The organism is Paracoccus aminovorans (assembly GCF_900005615.1).
Classification (GTDB): Bacteria; Pseudomonadota; Alphaproteobacteria; order Rhodobacterales; family Rhodobacteraceae; genus Paracoccus; species Paracoccus aminovorans.
On sequence record NZ_LN832559.1, the window covers coordinates 242,631 to 258,246 of the forward strand.

The 15,616-nt window shown below is 68.3% G+C and carries 20 protein-coding genes and 1 pseudogene; 18 read left to right on the forward strand and 3 right to left on the reverse strand.

Translation table 11 applies throughout. The features are described from left to right. Positions 1–191: 191 nt before the first annotated feature. The 8 genes and pseudogenes from JCM7685_RS01255 (at position 192) to JCM7685_RS01285 (ending at position 4,662) form a co-directional block, all read left to right on the forward strand. The gene (locus tag JCM7685_RS01255; protein WP_083412861.1) at positions 192–731 is read left to right on the forward strand and encodes a crossover junction endodeoxyribonuclease RuvC; all 540 of its coding nucleotides are present in this window, start codon (positions 192–194) and stop codon (positions 729–731) included. Next, complete coding sequence (locus tag JCM7685_RS01260; RefSeq protein WP_028720215.1) at positions 728–928, forward strand: hypothetical protein; 201 nt, start codon at positions 728–730, stop codon at positions 926–928. The genes JCM7685_RS01255 and JCM7685_RS01260 overlap by 4 nt, the downstream gene beginning before the upstream one ends. Further along, the gene (locus tag JCM7685_RS01265) at positions 921–1,301 is read left to right on the forward strand and encodes a DUF6362 family protein (RefSeq protein ID WP_074969513.1); all 381 of its coding nucleotides are present in this window, start codon (positions 921–923) and stop codon (positions 1,299–1,301) included. The genes JCM7685_RS01260 and JCM7685_RS01265 overlap by 8 nt, the downstream gene beginning before the upstream one ends. A 418-nt stretch (positions 1,302–1,719) precedes the next feature. After that, positions 1,720–3,096, forward strand: a complete 1,377-nt coding sequence (locus tag JCM7685_RS01270) for a site-specific DNA-methyltransferase (RefSeq protein WP_062563481.1) — start codon at positions 1,720–1,722, stop codon at positions 3,094–3,096. Between the two features lies 1 nt (position 3,097). Continuing rightward, a pseudogene (locus JCM7685_RS20140) lies at positions 3,098–3,604 on the forward strand (DNA cytosine methyltransferase); the annotation flags it as partial. A gap of 205 nt (positions 3,605–3,809) precedes the next feature. Then, positions 3,810–4,208 carry a hypothetical protein gene (locus JCM7685_RS20145; protein ID WP_062563483.1) on the forward strand — a complete coding sequence of 133 codons (399 nt, stop codon included), beginning with the start codon at positions 3,810–3,812 and terminating at the stop codon, positions 4,206–4,208. Next, positions 4,205–4,420 (forward strand): DUF7220 family protein, encoded by a 216-nt coding sequence (locus JCM7685_RS01280; protein ID WP_062563484.1) that lies wholly within the window; start codon positions 4,205–4,207, stop codon positions 4,418–4,420. The genes JCM7685_RS20145 and JCM7685_RS01280 overlap by 4 nt, the downstream gene beginning before the upstream one ends. Positions 4,421–4,464: 44 nt before the next feature. Then, the gene (locus tag JCM7685_RS01285; RefSeq protein WP_062563485.1) at positions 4,465–4,662 is read left to right on the forward strand and encodes a hypothetical protein; all 198 of its coding nucleotides are present in this window, start codon (positions 4,465–4,467) and stop codon (positions 4,660–4,662) included. Between the two features lie 49 nt (positions 4,663–4,711). Here JCM7685_RS01285 and JCM7685_RS01290 read toward each other — a convergent pair whose 3' ends face one another. Further along, entirely contained in the window at positions 4,712–5,284 is a 573-nt protein-coding gene (locus JCM7685_RS01290) for a DUF3489 domain-containing protein (protein WP_062563486.1), read from the reverse strand. 90 nt (positions 5,285–5,374) lie between these two features. Further along, complete coding sequence (locus JCM7685_RS01295; RefSeq protein ID WP_062563487.1) at positions 5,375–5,599, reverse strand: hypothetical protein; 225 nt, start codon at positions 5,597–5,599, stop codon at positions 5,375–5,377. A 113-nt stretch (positions 5,600–5,712) separates the two neighbouring features. On the opposite strand from JCM7685_RS01295, the gene JCM7685_RS01300 reads away from it, so the two are divergent. From JCM7685_RS01300 to JCM7685_RS01335, 8 genes are all read left to right on the forward strand, one after another. Continuing rightward, a complete protein-coding gene (locus JCM7685_RS01300) occupies positions 5,713–6,273 on the forward strand; it encodes a hypothetical protein (RefSeq protein WP_062563488.1) in 561 nt (186 codons plus the stop codon). After that, positions 6,221–8,227, forward strand: coding sequence for a phage terminase large subunit family protein (locus JCM7685_RS01305; protein WP_062563489.1), 2,007 nt, complete (start codon positions 6,221–6,223; stop codon positions 8,225–8,227). The genes JCM7685_RS01300 and JCM7685_RS01305 overlap by 53 nt, the downstream gene beginning before the upstream one ends. 2 nt (positions 8,228–8,229) lie before the next feature. Beyond that, positions 8,230–8,439, forward strand: coding sequence for a phage head-tail joining protein (locus JCM7685_RS01310; RefSeq protein ID WP_062563490.1), 210 nt, complete (start codon positions 8,230–8,232; stop codon positions 8,437–8,439). After that, complete coding sequence (locus JCM7685_RS01315; RefSeq protein ID WP_062563491.1) at positions 8,439–9,950, forward strand: phage portal protein; 1,512 nt, start codon at positions 8,439–8,441, stop codon at positions 9,948–9,950. The genes JCM7685_RS01310 and JCM7685_RS01315 overlap by 1 nt, the downstream gene beginning before the upstream one ends. Before the next feature lie 4 nt (positions 9,951–9,954). After that, positions 9,955–11,988, forward strand: coding sequence for a prohead protease/major capsid protein fusion protein (locus JCM7685_RS01320; protein ID WP_229825683.1), 2,034 nt, complete (start codon positions 9,955–9,957; stop codon positions 11,986–11,988). Positions 11,989–12,065: 77 nt separating this feature from the next. Further along, complete coding sequence (locus JCM7685_RS01325) at positions 12,066–12,401, forward strand: DUF2190 family protein (protein ID WP_062563492.1); 336 nt, start codon at positions 12,066–12,068, stop codon at positions 12,399–12,401. Further along, entirely contained in the window at positions 12,401–12,712 is a 312-nt protein-coding gene (locus tag JCM7685_RS01330; protein ID WP_062563493.1) for a head-tail joining protein, read from the forward strand. Before JCM7685_RS01325 ends, JCM7685_RS01330 begins: the two co-directional genes overlap by 1 nt. A 5-nt stretch (positions 12,713–12,717) precedes the next feature. Then, a complete protein-coding gene (locus JCM7685_RS01335; RefSeq protein ID WP_062563494.1) occupies positions 12,718–13,386 on the forward strand; it encodes a DUF6441 family protein in 669 nt (222 codons plus the stop codon). Here JCM7685_RS01335 and JCM7685_RS01340 read toward each other — a convergent pair. Then, positions 13,378–14,121: a sulfite exporter TauE/SafE family protein gene (locus JCM7685_RS01340; RefSeq protein ID WP_062563781.1), complete on the reverse strand. Its 744-nt coding sequence runs from the start codon at positions 14,119–14,121 to the stop codon at positions 13,378–13,380. The two genes, JCM7685_RS01335 and JCM7685_RS01340, sit on opposite strands and share 9 nt — an antisense overlap. 110 nt (positions 14,122–14,231) lie before the next feature. Between JCM7685_RS01340 and JCM7685_RS01345 the strand changes: the two genes are divergently transcribed. Together JCM7685_RS01345 and JCM7685_RS01350 are read left to right on the forward strand one after the other, a co-directional pair. Then, positions 14,232–14,651 carry a hypothetical protein gene (locus JCM7685_RS01345; RefSeq protein ID WP_062563495.1) on the forward strand — a complete coding sequence of 140 codons (420 nt, stop codon included), beginning with the start codon at positions 14,232–14,234 and terminating at the stop codon, positions 14,649–14,651. Positions 14,652–14,676: 25 nt separating this feature from the next. After that, positions 14,677–15,615, forward strand: a complete 939-nt coding sequence (locus JCM7685_RS01350) for a phage tail tube protein (protein WP_062563496.1) — start codon at positions 14,677–14,679, stop codon at positions 15,613–15,615. The last annotated feature ends 1 nt before the right edge of the window (position 15,616 follow it).

A 15,616-nucleotide genomic window follows, 5' to 3' on the forward strand; every position in this document is an offset into this window, starting at 1 on the left:
AAACCCCCATACTACGTATGGGAGGGCCACCCCACAGGGTTGGCCACTCCTCCCATACGTCCGGGTCAGCCGCGCGCGCCGCCGCGACGGTCTGTTGTGCTTCCCGATCCGACGACGGCGGCCCCGTACCGCCAAGCACCAGACCGCCGTCGTCTTCCACCACCACAGGCCACCGGCAAAGGAGACCCATCATGGCTCAGCCGACTCTGATCCCGAATTGCGACGGCGCAAGGTTTGAATCGCTGCCGCTCGACACGCCCCGCAACCGCTGCATCCTCGCGCTCGACCTCGGCACCTCGACCGGCTGGGCGATCCGTGGCCATGACGGCCTGATCACCAGCGGCACCGTCTCGCTGCGCCCCGGGCGCTTCGACGGGGGCGGCATGCGCTACCTGCGCTTCACCAACTGGCTGACCGAGATCGACCGGCTGTCCGGGCCCGTCGCCGCCATCTGGTTCGAGGAAGTCCGCCGCCACGCGGGCACCGATGCGAGCCACATCTACGGCGGCCTCATGGCCACGCTGACAGCATGGGCCGAACTGCGGGGCGTGCCCTACGAGGGCGTCCCGGTCGGCACGATCAAGCGCCACGCCGCGGGCAAGGGCAACGCCGACAAGACCGCCATGGTTGCCGCCGTCCGCGCCCGGGGCTTCAGCCCCGCCGACGACAACGAGGCCGACGCCATCGCCATCCTGCTCTGGGCGATCGAGACGAACGGGGGTGTCGCATGAGATGGCATCCCCATGGCTACGGCGGCCGACGCCGGGATCCCGAACAGGTCAAGCGCGAGGGCTGGCAGGAGCAGGGCGTTCTCGCGGTCTCCGCCGATGACGACCGCCTCACCTGGCCCGAGCGTGAACTCGTCCGCCAGCTCGGCGAGAAGCTTTACGGCCCGCGCCCTTCCGACAGGGAGGCGCGTCATGGCTGATCGCGAATGGACCGCCGACTGCGTCGCCGATCATTTCGATGAGGCGTTCCGCACCCTGCGCAAGCTGCCGCCGGTGAAGGCGCAGGGCTACTTCAACACCTGGCCCGACATCGTGCGGACCAGCCGCGAGATCGCGGCGATGGAGCCGCAGCCGATGCGGGTCTGGCCCTCGGCCGCAGCGATCACACGGCTCGAGCAGACCTTCGACTGGGTGCTCTGGATCGAGGAGGCGGAACGCAAGCTGGTCTGGTCGCGCGCGGCCCGTGTGCCGTGGAAGCAGATCAGTGGCGAACTCGGTTGCGACCGCACCACCGCGTGGCGTCGCTGGCAACTGGCGTTGACCAAGATCGCTGCGCGCCTGAATGCGCAGTGACTCCAATGTGTTGCAACACTTTTTCCTTCGACATCTGCAACAGATCCATGCTATTCCGAAGGCAAGATGGGGAGAGTGCGCTGGAAAGCTCGCTCTCCCCTTTTGCGTTGATGGGGGCCTTCTGGACCCCGGTATCCAGCGAGAGTCCGGTCGGGGTCCAGCCCACGGCAGTTTCCGGTTCCTTCCGGGTGATATTCGTATGCTGGCGGGCGAAGCGCGGCACATCGCCAGCGACAGGGCCGGATTTTTGGGAAGCCACCCGGAAGCCGCTGCCTAGTAAACCCGCCTGAAACACCGCAAAATCAAACCCTTGAAGCTGGACACCCGTGGTGGCCGCTGGACCCCGCGTGGAGTCCAGTCTGGACGCCGGAGTCCGGAAGCCAGGGGTTTCCACCCTGATCCGAGGAATGACCCGACGATGACGCTGAGCTTCGCCCCTGAGCGGATCGAGACCTGGCCGCTTGCGCGCCTTCAGCCCTACGCCCGCAATGCGAAGGCGCATGGCGCGGACCAAGTCGCGAAGATCGCCGCCAGCATGGCCGAGTTCGGCTGGACCGTGCCCTGCCTCGTCGGCGAGGACGGCGAGTTGATCGCGGGCCATGGCCGGGTGCTCGCCGCCACTCAGCTCGGGTTGACCGAGGCGCCGGTGATCGTGCTCGGGCATCTGACCGAGGCGCAGCGGCGGGCTTATCGCATCGCGGACAACAAGCTGACCGAACTCGGGACCTGGGACGAGGCGCTGCTGTCGGCGGAACTGAACGATCTGCTGGCCGAGGATTTCGACCTGTCGCTGGTCGGCTTCTCCGACGGCGAACTCGACAAGCTGCTGGCCTACGTGCCGGAGGGGGACGGGGAAGAAGGTGGCGCCGGGGGCTCCGTGCCGCCGGTGACCATCCCAGAGCCGCCGCGCAATCCGGCGTCGCGCCCCGGCGATCTCTGGATCCTCGGGGACCACCGGCTGCTTTGCGGCGACAGCACCAGCGCTGCCGACGTGCGCCGCCTGATGAATGGCGAGCGCGCAATTCTGTTCGCGACGGACCCGCCGTATCTGGTGGACTACGACGGCTCGAACCATCCGACCCGGAACAAGGACTGGTCAGCGTCTTACGGCACCACGTGGGACGACAGTTCGCAGGGCGCGGAGCTCTACGACGGCTTCATCGCCGCGGCCGTGGCCGAGGCGATCACTGATGACGCGGCCTGGTACTGCTGGCACGCCTCGCGCCGCCAGGCGATGCTGGAGGCTTGCTGGGAAAAGGCCGGCGCTTTCGTCCACCAGCAGATCATCTGGGTGAAGGACCGCGGTGTCCTGACGCGGTCGCATTACCTCTGGAAGCACGAGCCTTGCTTCATGGGATGGCGCCGCCCGAACCGCCCGCCGAAGGTCGCCGAGGAAACGCTGCCCTCGACATGGGCGCTACCGTCCTTCGCCAAGGACGAACGCCCCGATCACCCGACGCCGAAACCCCTCGACGCCTTCGGCATCCCGATGCGCCAGCACGTCGCCCGCGGCGGGCTGTGCTATGAGCCGTTCTCGGGCTCGGGCTCGCAGATCATGGCGGGCGAGGCCAACGGCCGCCGCGTCTTCGCGATGGAAATCAGCCCGGCCTATGTCGATGTCGCCGTGGAGCGCTGGCAGGCCGAGACCGGCCGCGACGCGACCCTAGACGGCGACGGTCGGACCTTCGCGCAGGTGAGAATCGAGCGGCTGGGCGACGATGCCGACGCACGGGCCGATGCGACGGACACGGACGCCGCCCCCGAACCCGCGCGAAAGCGCAAGACCGCCGCGTGACATGCATGACCTGGCTTTACCTTCCTCCGGACGCGCTTCCGGAGCCGGAGACGCATGCCTCTTCGGCCTCTCCCTCTGCTCCGGCGCAGGCGGGCTCGATCTCGGGCTTGTCCTCGCCATCCCCGGATATCGTGCTGTGGGCTATGTCGAACGGGAAACCTTCGCCGCAGCCACTCTCGTGGCGCGGATGGAAGATGCGTCCCTGGATCGCGCGCCTGTCTGGGACGACATTGGCACCTTCGATGGCCGCCCGTGGCGCGGCGCGGTGGACATCGTCACTGCGGGCTATCCGTGCCAGCCGTTCTCCGTCGCGGGCAAGCGCCGGAGTACCGACGACCCGCGCCACCTCTGGCCCCATGTCGCCCGCATCATCGACGAGGTCCGGCCGCCCTTCGTCTTCCTCGAGAATGTCGCCCATCATCTCCGCCTCGGCTTCCCCGAAGTCGCCGCAGGACTGGTCGTCATGGGCTACCGCCTTGCGGCAGGCCTCTTCACGGCGGCGGAAGTCGGCGCGCCCCACAAGCGCGAGCGGCTGTTCATCCTCGCCGTCCGAGAGGGGGACAAGTTGGCCGACCCCGCGCGCCTGCTCTGGGACCCGGTCGAGTGGCGGGAACCGGACGGAGCTGCTGCGGCTCTGGCCGACGCCCCGGGCCAGCGCCAACGAGAACCGGCAGACGAAGCCGACGCCCTCGCAGGAAGCCGGTCAGCACGGGATGAACCTTGCGACGACGGCTGCGATGTGGCCGACGCCGATGGCCAACGACGGCTGCAAGCCGAGCGCGGGCAACCGCCGCTCGGCCGACCTGACCCATTCTGCGGGGATGTGGATGACGCCGACGGCCCGCGATCACAAGGACGGAGCGACGACACTCGCGAACACGCCGGTCAACGGCCTGCTTGGCCGCCAAGTCCTGGTGACGCCGATGGCTGGGAACGATACCTGCGATGTGCGCCGAACCTTGAACCCGCTGTTCGTCGAGGCACTGATGGGCTGGCCCACCGGGTGGACCGGCTTCGCCTCTGTGGAAATGGAGTGGTGCCGCTGGTTGCGGCGCATGCGCTGCGAACTCTGGCAGCTGAATTGCTGGCCGATGATTGAGGGGGCGACATGAAGCAGTCGCGCCTCATGTCGCTGGTCGAATCCGTCGCCAACGTGATCGTCGGCTATGGCGTCGCGGTGGCCACGCAGATCCTGATCTTCCCGGTCTTCGGGCTGCACACGACACTGGCCCAGAACCTGAAGATGGGCGCGGTCTTCACAGTGGTCAGCATCGCGCGGTCCTACGTCCTGCGGCGGCTGTTCGAACGGCTGCGGCGAGCCTGATCCGGCGGCTGGCGGTCCGGCTCCTGCGCTGGTAGCCTTCAGGCATGTCCGAAGGCTGGCAACATATCGAGATCAACGATCATGGGACCATCGTCGTCCTGCGTCCGATTTCGGACGAGGGACGGGACTGGCTTGCGGAGCATGTCGGCGAGCCGGAACCGGGTGGCATCTACACCTGCGAGCCGCGGATGGCGCAGGATATCCTGCAGGCCGCCGCCCGCGATCTGCTGTCGTGGCAATGAAAAACCGCCGCCCGGTCGGGGCGGCGGCGGTAGCAATCTTCTCGCGGCGTCAGGCGGCGGGAAGCCGATAGACCCGCCCGCGCCCCTCGACTTTCTCGGAGGTCACCTCGAGCCCGAGCTTCTTCTTCAGCGCCCCGGCCATCGCGCCGCGCACGGTGTGCGACTGCCAGCTGGTCGCGGCCATGATCTCCTCGATGGTCGCGCCCTTCGGCGCGCGCAGCATGGCGATCAGCGTGGCCTGCTTCGTCCCCTCGCGCGGCGTGCGCGCCTTGGGCGCGGCCTCCGGTTCGGTCGGGGTATTCGGCGAGGGCTCCTCGGAAGGCGCGTCCGTCGCGCCTGCAGGCGCGGTGTTCGCGTCCTCGGGCTCTATCCCGATGGCGGCGAGGCCTGCGTCGGTGGCGACGAGCGTGGTGCCGTGGCCATCGCCGGTTTCGCGCCACATGGGCTCGCCCTTGCGCAGGTCGGCATCGACTTCCTGCAGCAGGCCCTTGGCGAGCATCGCGCCGACCACCTTGGCGGCGGCGCCACCCCGCAGGCTCTCGGGCAGCGGCAGGGCGATGCGGTCCTCGCGCTGTGCGGCGGCACTGAGAATGATTGCTTGAGTGTCGGAAAGCTTGGTCATCGTCGTCTCCCGTATCGGGGCGCGCGGAATGCGGGCCCTTCTACGAGGTCGAGCCCGCCAGTCGGCGGGCGGGACCGGGAGCGGGTCGTCTCACTCGGCGTGTTCGCCTTCGTGGAAGGCCATGTCGGTGATCTCGCGCAGCTTGGCGCGGTAGTGGTTCAGGGTGCCGACGTGGCCCCAGTTGATCTCGTCGGGGTGGGTCTCGAAGTGGTCGGCGCTGAGGGCGGCGAGGCGTTCCAGCATCGCGTCGATCTCGGTCTTGGCGGCGATGAAGGCGTCGAGGGCTTTCGTGTTGTCGGTCGCGCGGCGGGTCATCGTGGTGGCTCCTTGGGTCGAGTTGCATCGCTTCGTTGGAGTGACGTTCGCTCTGTCCGCCGCGCTTATCAACGCGATAAGCGCATGAATCTGAATGATAATCGGAGCCGTCGATGCAGGGCATGAGCGAGCGCCAGTACGCCGCGCACGTCGGGCTGTCGCGGGGCGCGATCCAGAAGGCGAAGACCGCCGAACGGCTGGTCCTCTATCCCGACGGCAGCATCAACGCGGCCGAAAGTGATGTGCGGCGGGCGGAAACCACCGACCCATCGAAGACGCGCAAGCCGCCCGCGCCGAAGCTGAAGCCCGTCCCCGAGGCGGCGGTGGCCGCCGTCGGTGACACGCTCCGCGAACAGGGTCTGGCGGTGCCGGCGGTCGGCGGCGGCACGACCTTCCTGCAGGCGAAGACCGCGAACGAGGTGCTGAAGGCGCAGGAGCGGCGCATCCGGCTCCAGAAGCTGAAGGGGGAATTGATCGAGCGTGCCCGGGCGCTGTCTCTGGTGTTTCGCCTGGCGCGGGAGGTGCGGGATGCGTGGGTGAACTGGCCCTCTCGGTCGTCGGCACTCATGGCGGCGGAATTGGGCGTGGAACCGGCCGCGATGCAGAAGGCCTTGGAAAAACATGTACGCGCCCACCTCGACGAACTTGCCGAGGTCCGGCCCGACTTCCGGTGAAACTGGCGACGACCTGACCGACTTCGACGGCGAGGCAGAAATCCTGCGCACCTGGGGCGCGGGGCTGTCGCCCGATCCTGATCTCACAGTGTCACAATGGGCGGACCAGCACCGGATGCTCTCGGGCCGCGCCTCGGCCGAACCGGGGCGCTACCGTACGGCGCGCACGCCCTACATGCGCGAGATCATGGACCGGCTGTCGCCCGGCGATCCCACCCAACGGATCGTGTTCATGAAGGCGGCACAGGTCGGCGCGACCGAGGCGGGCAACAACTGGATCGGGTTCGCCATCCACCAGGCGCCGGGGCCGATGCTGGCGGTCCAGCCCACCGTAGAACTTGCCAAGCGCAACTCGCGCCAGCGGATCGACCCACTGATCGACGAGAGCCCGGAACTGCGCGAGCGGGTGAAGCCCGCGCGATCCCGCGACGCGGGCAACACCATGCTGTCGAAGGAATTCGCGGGCGGCATCCTGATCATGACCGGGGCAAACTCGGCCGTGGGTCTGCGCTCGACCCCGGCGCGTTATATCTTCCTCGACGAGGTCGATGCCTATCCCGCCTCGGCCGACGAGGAAGGCGATCCCGTCACGCTGGCCGAGGCGCGGTCGCTGACCTTCGCCCACCGGCGCAAGGTGCTGCTGGTCTCGACGCCGACGATCCGGGGTCTGAGCCGGATCGAGCGGGAGTATGAGGCGAGCGACCAGCGGCGGTTCTTTGTGCCGTGCCCGCATTGCGGCGCGATGCAATTTCTGAAGTTCGACCGGCTGCGCTGGCAGAAGGGCCGCCCGGAGACAGCGGAGTATCACTGCGAGGGCTGCGACGCGGCAATCGCGGAGCACCACAAGACGGCGATGCTGGAGGGCGGCGAATGGCGGGCAACCGCCACGGCCGCCGATCCGACCACGGTCGGGTATCACCTCTCGGCGCTCTATTCGCCGATCGGCTGGCTGAGCTGGGAGCGGATCGTGCGGGCATGGGACGCGGCCCAAGGGTCGGACGAGGCGATCAAGGCGTTCCGCAACACGATCCTCGGCGAAACATGGGTCGAGACCGGGGAAGCGCCCGACTGGCAGCGGCTCTACGACCGGCGCGAGCATTGGAAATCCGGCACGGTGCCTGCGGGCGGGCTGTTCCTGACCGCCGGGGCCGACGTCCAGAAGGACCGGATCGAGGTCGATGTCTGGGCCTGGGGGCGCGGGCTTGAGTCCTGGCTCGTCGATCACGTCGTGATCGAGGGCGGGCCGGATCGGCGCGACGCATGGTCCGAGCTGACGGCGCTGCTGGATCGAAGCTGGCCGCACGAGCGCGGCGCGCATCTGCGCATCGCTCGGATGGCCATCGACACCGGCTACGAGGCCCCGGCGGTCTATTCCTGGTCGCGGGCGCAGGGGTTTGGGCAGGTGTCGCCGGTCAAGGGCGTCGAGGGGTTCAACCGCTCCAGCCCGGTGTCGGGGCCGACCTTCGTCGACGCGACCGAGGGCGGTAAACGCCTGCGGCGCGGCGCGCGGCTCTGGACCGTGGCGGTGTCGACCTTCAAGGCCGAGACCTATCGCTTCCTGCGGCTGGCGCGCCCGACCGAGGAGGAGATGGCCGACGGGGCGGCGTTTCCGCCCGGATCGGTCCACCTGCCGCACTGGGTCGAGAACGAATGGCTGAAGCAGTTCGTGGCCGAGCAGCTGGTGACGGTGCGCACGAAACGTGGCTTCGCCCGGCTGGAATGGCAGAAGCTGCGCGAGCGGAACGAAGCGCTGGATTGCCGGGTCTATGCCCGCGCCGCTGCCTGGATCGCGGGCGCGGATCGCTGGCCCAACGAGAAATGGCGTGACCTCGAGGATCAGCTCGGGGCCGCCCCCACCGACACCGATCCCGCCGGACAGATCAACCGGCCGGGACAGGCCCCGCAGGGCAAGCGCCGCTCCGACTGGCTCGGGCGGCGTGGAGGATGGTTTTGAACATGACGGACTGGACGGAAACCGAGCTCTCGGCGCTGCGCCGGGCCTATGCCAGCGGTACGACGCGGGTCAGCTATGACGGCAAGTCGGTCGACTACGGCTCGGCCGAGGATCTGCTGGCGCGCATCCGCACCATCGAGCGCGCCATCGCGGGAAAGACACGGCCGCTGCCGGTGGCCGGGCTGGCTGGCTTCAGCCGCGGAGATCGCTGATGTCGGCGACCTGGTTCGATCACGCCATCGCCACGGTGGCGCCGCGCATGGCCGCCCGCCGCGTCATGGCGCGTCAGGCGTTCGAGACCCTGACGCGGGGCTATGACGGGGCCGCGCGTGGGCGGAGGACCGAGGGCTGGCGCGCGCCGGGATCCTCCGCCGACACCGAGATCGGCGTCGCCGGAGCCCTGTTGCGCGATCGGATGCGCGACCTGGTGCGCAACAACCCGCACGCGGCCAAGGCCGTCGCGGTGCTGGTCAACAACATCATCGGCTCGGGGCTAATGCCCCGCGCCGCCAGTGGCGACGACACGCTGGACCGGAAGGTCGACGCGCTCTTCGAGCGCTGGACGGCGGAGTGCGATGCCGACGGCCAGCTGGACTTCTACGGCCTGCAGACGCTGATCTGCCGCGAGATGGTCGAGGCGGGTGAGGTCCTGGTACGCCGCCGGTTGCGGCGGGCAAGCGATGGCCTGCCGGTGCCGCTGCAATTGCAGGTGCTGGAAGCGGACTTCCTCGACGCCTCGAAATCCGGCGCCTTGGGCGCGGGACGCTTAGTCCAGGGGATCGAGTTCGACCCGGTCGGCAAGCGCCGGGCCTATTGGCTGCACGCCGAGCATCCGGGCGACGCCTATGGCGCCTTGCAGAACGGCCTGCAGAGCCGCCCGGTCCCCGCGACCGAGATCGCGCACATCTACGAGAAGCAGCGCACGCAGGCGCGCGGCGTTCCCTGGGGCGCGCCGGTGATCCGGTCGTTGCGTGATCTCGACGATTACGAGGTGGCCGAACTGGTCCGCAAGAAGACCGAGGCCTGCGTCACCGCCATCGTCTTCGGCGACGACGAGGCGCAGCAGGGCATCGCGCCCTCTGTGGTCGACGCCGATGGCAACCGGGTCGAGCAGTTCGAGCCAGGGCTCATCGCCTATGCCCGCGGCGGCAAGGACATCCGGTTCAACCAGCCCTCTGCCACCGGCGGCTACGGCGAATACAAGCGCGCGAGCCTGCACACGATCTCGGCCGGGTTCCGCGTGCCCTACGAGCTGCTGACCGGTGACCTCAGCCAGGTCAACTACTCCTCGATCCGGGCGGGGCTCGTCGAGTTCCGCCGCATGATCGACGCCGTGCAGTGGCAGCTATTCATCCCGATGCTATGCGCGCCGGTGTGGCGCTGGTTCACGGAAGCCGCATGGGCAGCAGGGCAGATCCCGACACCGGACGTGCCGGTGGAATGGTCGCCGCCGAAGTTCGATGCCGTCGATCCCTACAAGGATGCGATGGCCGACCTGCTGGCAATCCGGACAGGCACGATGACGCTCGCGCAAGCCATTGCCCGGCAGGGCCACAACCCGGACGCGGTGCTGGCAGAAATCGCTGCCACCAACGCCAAGCTCGATGGCCTCGGCCTCGTGCTCGACAGCGATCCGCGCCGCGTCACCAAGACCGGCAGCGTGCAGGCGGGTGACCCGACCAGTGACCCGGCCGCCCCCGCATCCGAAACAGAGAAGGAATAGGGCCATGCCCGACACGATGATGGCGGCCCCGGTCGCCTTGCCGATGCAGCTGCGGCGCGCACCGATCCTGCCCGCAACCGTCAATTCCGAGGCGCGCTCCGTCGACGTCGTCTTCACCTCCGGCGCGGCTGTCCGGCGGCGGCGCTGGACCGGCTGGGACACCTCCGTGCCCTTCGACGAGATCCTCGAGGTCAGCGACCGCGCGGTGGATCTGACGCGCCTCAATGCCGGGGCCCCTGCGCTCGACAGCCATTCGGTCTGGTCCTCGCATTCGCAGGTGGGCGTGGTCGAACGCGCCTGGATCGAGGGCAAGGAGGGCAAGGCCACCATCCGTTTCCCGCGCGAGGGCCTGGACCAGGCCGCCGACCGCATGTTCGGCCTGATCAGCGACGGGATCATCCGGAACGTCTCGGTCGGCTATTCCATCGAGCGTGTGAAAGTGGTCGAGCCCGCCGCCAAGGGCGAGGTCGAGCAGCGCATTGTCGAACGCTGGACGCCGCTCGAGGTCAGCTTCGTGACCGTTCCCGCCGATCCCCGCGCGCAGGTCCGCGCCGCGGATCAGGCCAGCTATCCCGTCGAGATCGTCGACACCCGCATGCAAAAGGAGGCATCCATGCCTGAGAGCACGACCACCGTGGCCGGGGATGTCCCCGCCATGACCGAGACCCGCCAGCAGCCCGTCGCGGCCCCGGCACAGCCCGAACAGACGGCCGCGCGTATGCCGGAACCGGCTGCCGCACCCGACAGCGAGGCCATCGCCACCCGCGCCCGCGAGGCCGAGCGTGATCGCGTCTCCACCATCTACGATCTGACCGGTCGTCTGAACCTCGAGCGCAGCTTCGCCGAGGATCTGGTCAAGCGCGGCGTCAGTGTTGACGAGTCCCGCCGCCTGATCCTCGACCAGGTGGCGGCGAAGTCGGACGAGACCCGGACCTTCCCGCACGTTTCCATCCCCCTCGGCGGCCGGGACGAGCGCATCACCCGCCGCGACGCGGTGGCGAACGCGCTGCTGCACCGCTACAGCCCGACGCTGTTCCCGCTGGAAGACGCCGCGCGCCAGTACCGCGGCATGACGCTGCTGGAACTGGCCCGCGAAAGCCTCGGCAATGCCGGGGTCAACACGCGCGGCCTGTCGCGCGACGAGGTGGCGACCCGCGCGCTGCATTCGACCTCGGACTTCCCCGAGATCCTCTCGGCCGTCACCAACAAGACCCTGCGGCAGGCCTATGACGCCTATCCCCGGACCTTCGCGCTCTTCTGCCGCCAGGTGCTGGCGACCGACTTCAAATCGATGCACCGGGTCCAGCTGGGCGAGGCCCCGCAGCTTCTGGAGGTCGGCGAAAGCGGCGAGTTCAAGCGCGGGACGCTGGGCGAGAGCAAGGAAAGCTACAAGGTCAAGACCTATGGCCGGGTCGTGGCCATCACCCGGCAGGTGCTGATCAACGACGATCTGGATGCCTTCACCCGGATCCCCGCGATGTACGGCAACTCCATCGCCCAGCTGGAAAGCGACGTGGTCTGGGGCATCATCACCGCGAACCCGGCGATGGCCGACGGCAACGCGCTCTTCCACACGACGCACAAGAACCTCGCCGCAACGGGCGCGGCGCTGGACGTGGCGAGCGTCGGGGCGGCGCGGGCGGCGATGGCGCTGCAGACCGGGCTCGACAAGAAGACGGTGCTGAACATCCGGCCCGCCTTCCTGATCGTGCCCGCCGCGCTGGAACTGAAGGCCGAGCAACTGGTCGCCCAGAACCTCGTCCCGGCCGACAGTGCCAAGGTGGTGCCCCAGTCGATCCGGACGCTGTCCCCGATCAGCGAACCGCGCCTCGATGCCGCCAGCGCCACCTCCTGGTATCTGGCGGCCTCGCCCAACCAGATCGACACCATCGAATACGCCTATCTGGAAGGCCAGCAGGGCGCCTACATCGAGACCCGCAACGGCTTCGACGTCGACGGCGTCGAGATCAAGTGCCGCCTCGATTTCGGCGCCAAGGCCATCGACTGGCGCGGCCTCTACAAGAACCCCGGCGCATAACCGCCACCCCATGCTGAACCCTGACATGCGGGCGGTCCAATCGGGCCGCCCTTCGTCATTCCACAAGGATCCTCCCCATGAAAACCTACGTCCAGCCCGGCAACACCATCACCCTGACCGCGCCCTACGCCGTCGCCGCGGGCGATGGCCTGCTCGTCGGCTCCATCTTCGGCGTGGCCTCCGGCACCGCCGCCATTGGCGAAAGTGTCGAGGCCGCGCTTGTCGGCGTCTACGAGCTGAAGAAGCTCGGCTCGCAGGCGTGGGCCGTCGGCGAGCGCATCTATTGGGACAACACCGCCCGCCAGACCACCAAGGTCACCACCTCGAACACCCTGATCGGCGTGGCGACCGAAGTGGTGGCGGGCGGCGCGGGTGATGTAGTCGGCCGGGTGCGGCTGAACGGGGCGTTCTGATGAGCGCCTTCGCCGCTGCCGTCGGCGTACTCTTCGCCGATCCGAACGTCGGCCGGGATGCGGTCTACATCGCCGATGGCGGCGCGCCGGTCCTGGTGCGCGTCGTGGCGCGGCGCGCCGATGCGTCGACCTCCTTCGGCGACGCGCGGCTCTGGTCGGAGACTACGCGCGTCGATCTGCGCGTGGCCGAGGTGCCAGCGCCGCGGCCCGGCGACCGCATCGAGATCGACGGCGACGCCTTCCTCATCCAAGGCGAGCCCGTCCGTGATCGTGAACGGCTGGTCTGGACCATCGACCTGCGCCCGGCATGACCGCGATGAAGCTGAAGCTCGACATCGATCCCGACATCGTCGCGATGATGGCGGCTGAGGTTTCGGCGGGCGAGCGCGCCGTGTCGGCCGCGATCCGCGAGGCCGGGACCGGGCTGAAGGCCGCCTGGCGGCTGCAGATCACTGGTGCGGGGCTTGGGGCCCGGCTCGCCCGCACCATCCGGTCGGAGCAGTTCCCCAAGGTCACGCCCAGCCTCAACGCGGCAGCCGTGGTCTGGTCCAACGCCCCGGTCATCGTCGGCGCGCACGACACCGGCCCGCTGATCCGCTCGAAAAATGGCTTTTGGCTGGCGATCCCCACGCCCGCCGCAGGCAAGTCCTTGCGTGGCGGTCGGAACACGCCCGGCGAATGGGAACGGCGCACTGGCCTGCGCCTGCGCTTCATCTATCGCCGCAGGGGGCCGAGCCTGCTGGTGGCCGAGGGGCGGCTGAACACCAAGGGCCGCGCCGTCGCGTCACGGTCAAGGACCGGCCGGGGCCTCGTGACAGCACCGATCTTCCTGCTGGTGCCGCAGGTCAAGCTGCCGAAGCGGCTGGATCTGGCGCGGGACGCGGCGCGGGCGCATCATGCGGTGCCGGGGTTGATCGTCGCGAACTGGGTGGAGGGAACGTCTTGTGACGAAGTAAACCCGCTCAGGGACGCAGGACTACAATAGCAACTTGACCCCCGATGCCAGCAGCAGCGCGGCCAGGATGCCTCGCAGCCAGCGGTCCGAGAGGTATCGGCTTCCGACGAACGCGCCAACTGTGCCCCCAACCGCGACTGCCGCAAGCCACAAGGGCAGCGATGCGGGGATCTGATCCCAATAGGCGTAGGCACCGATCAGGGCGGCCGCAGAATTCATCAGATTGTAGAGCGCTGTCGTTGCGGCCGTCTGATGCGCCGTGCCCCATCTCATCGCAAAAATGACTGGCGCGAGAAAAACACCGCCACCGGTCCCTGTCGTTCCCGATACGAAGCCTATCAGCGCCCCTGTCGCCAGAGCAGCCAGGAATGGCGGCGTCCTGGGAGGTGCGACGTTTCCTGCGGATCTTTTCATCACTGATCGTGCCATCTGCAACGCGGAAAGCACCAGGATCGCACCGACGATAGGGTAGTACACCCCTTCCGCCAACTGGATCGACCCACCAAGCATCGAGAACGGGAAGCCCAGAACGGCAAATGGATAGATGTGGCGCCATGACAATCGGCCGGACTTCATGAACCACGCCGTGCCGATTGCGGCCACCATGAGATTCAGGGCGAGCGCGGTCGTTTTCATGGCCAACGGCGCGACTCCGAATAGTGCCATGATCGCGATATAGCCGGACGCTCCTGCCTGTCCTACGGCGGCGTAGATCACGGCAATTACGAGAAAGACGCCGGCAAGCCAGAATACTTCGGTGTCCAATACTCTCTGCGCCTCCACGGCAAAGCATGACTCGGCCACGGCCGCACGTGCCCGAAAATCGGACGAAGGTTCGTGCGCCTTCCGATCAACTATCGCAATTGGCTCGAGCAATGCCCACCCCCCGCGAAACCATCCTCGCCGCGCTGCACGCGCGGCTTTCGACGTTGCCCGCCGCCGCCCTGCGCGGTGACGTGCTGCCAGAGCGCGTGCCAACCGCAGGCCTCCTGATCCTGCGCGACGGCGAGCCGGGGGAACCCGAGGTGACGCTGTCGCCGCTGCGCTACCACTATCAGCACCGCGCCGAGATCGAGGCGGTCGTGCAAGGTGCCACCCGTGACGCTACCTTCGACATCCTCTGCGCCAGCATCGGCGCGGCGATTGCAGCCGACCGCACGCTGGGAGGCCTCTGCGATTGGGTCGAGGCAGAAGCGCCGCGTCCGGTCGATCTGCCGGTCGAGGGTGCCGCCAGCCTGAAGGCAGCGGTGATCCCGGTCATCCTGCACTATTCCACGGCCGATTCGCTGGCCTGACCCCGAATAACGAAAGGAGACTACGATGGCACGAGCCCATGGGGCGCGGGCGCAGATGGCGCTTGCGTTCGAATCTGTCTATGGCACCGCGCCCGCTTCGGGCTACCGCACGGTGCCCTTCGCCAGCACCACGCTTGGGTCCGAACAGCCGCTGATCGCCTCGGAACTGCTGGGCCAGGGGCGCGATCCGCTGGCCCCGATCAAGGATGCGGTCACCGCCGATGGGGATGTGGTGGTGCCGATCGACGTCGAGAACTTCGGCCTCTGGCTTAAGGCGGCCTTCGGACAGCCGACGACCACCGGCACGACGCCCAAGACCCACACCTTCCAGTCTGGCAACTGGACGCTGCCGTCGATGGCCATCGAGACAGCGATGCCCGAAGTGCCGCGTTACGCGATGTACACCGGCTGTGTCTGCGATCAGCTGTCCTGGCAGATGGCGCGGTCGGGGCTGTTGACCGCCACGGCCCGGCTGGTGGCGCAAGGTGAAAGCGTCGCGGCGGCCACGGCCGCAGGCACGCCCACCTCGCTGGCGCTGCAGCGGTTCGGGCATTTCAACGGGGCGATCACCCGCAATGGATCGCCGCTCGGCAATGTCATCTCGGCCGAGGTGACCTATTCCAATGGCCTCGACCGCATCGAGACCATCCGCTCGGACGGGCGCATCGAGGGGGCCGACCCCGGCATGGCCGCGCTGACGGGCCGGGTGGAAGTGCGCTTTGCCGACACCACGCTGATCACGCAGGCCATCGACGGCACGCCGTGCGAGTTGGTCTTCGCCTGGAGCCTCGGGGCCAACGCCAGCTTCACCTTCACGGCGCATGCCGTCTACCTGCCGCGGCCGCGCATCGAGATCCCGGGCCCGCAGGGCATCCAGGCAACCTTCGACTGGCAGGCGGCCCGCGCCACCAGTCCCGCCCGGATGTGCACCGCCGTCCTCGTCAACACCGTCGCAACCTATTGAG